1 pseudogene is annotated in these 745 nt (G+C 40.0%); it reads right to left on the bottom strand.

What is annotated here, in order from left to right:
- Positions 1–745, bottom strand: a pseudogene (locus tag ACFIJS_RS09150) (hypothetical protein); the annotation flags it as partial.

The raw sequence follows: 745 nt of genomic DNA, 5'->3' as shown, positions 1-745 counted from the left end.
TGTTTTGCTAGGAAGGATTCTTCTTCCTTGCTCCACAACAAAGAATCCTGCGCAACTCCTTGCGTAACTTCCTTAATCCGTTGATTCACATTCTTAATGTTTGTATCAAGACCCTCAAAAGCCTCTCCTACATTCTTAAACTCTGTTGGGGTTATATCTCCATCTTCAGTAACTTGAGATAAATGATAATTCGGGCCCGTAAAAGAACCGCTGCTAAAGGAAGCATCGCCACCCAAAAACTTCGCTACATCCTCTGAGAGGGTATTAACCTGTCCACCACTGACTGCATCATGTGATCCTTTCACAATCTCACCATCTGCAACATTATGAAGAGCAACAGCAGCCGAATTCTTACCTTTTCCAAAAGTCACACTCGTATAATTAATGGCGCCATTTTCTTCATCTGTTTTATCATAATGAACAACTGCTGAATCATCTGACTGAAGATTGTTAGAAAGCTCTTTTAAACTTTCATCAAGCTGACCCTTGTTAACAGCTTCATTACCATTCACAGCTGCCTTGACACCTGAAAGAATTCGGTCCTCTTTACTCTTGTTTACAATACTGATTTCAGCACCATCTTTTTCTGCTCCAATGGTAATACGATTAGTCTTGTCTTCTTGCTTAACAAGACTATCACTTATCATGGTGTTAATCTCATCATAAACGCTCTTGAATGAATGACCAACACTCGAAAAAGCATCCGCTACAGTCTTATAGGACTCATCAGTAATATCGCCATCAG

Source organism: Bartonella sp. OT172YNZD, from assembly GCF_042193725.1.
Lineage (GTDB): Bacteria > Pseudomonadota > Alphaproteobacteria > Rhizobiales > Rhizobiaceae > Bartonella > Bartonella grahamii_A.
Note: the sequence above shows the minus strand (reverse complement) of the source record. Positions and strands in the feature narration are given on the sequence as shown.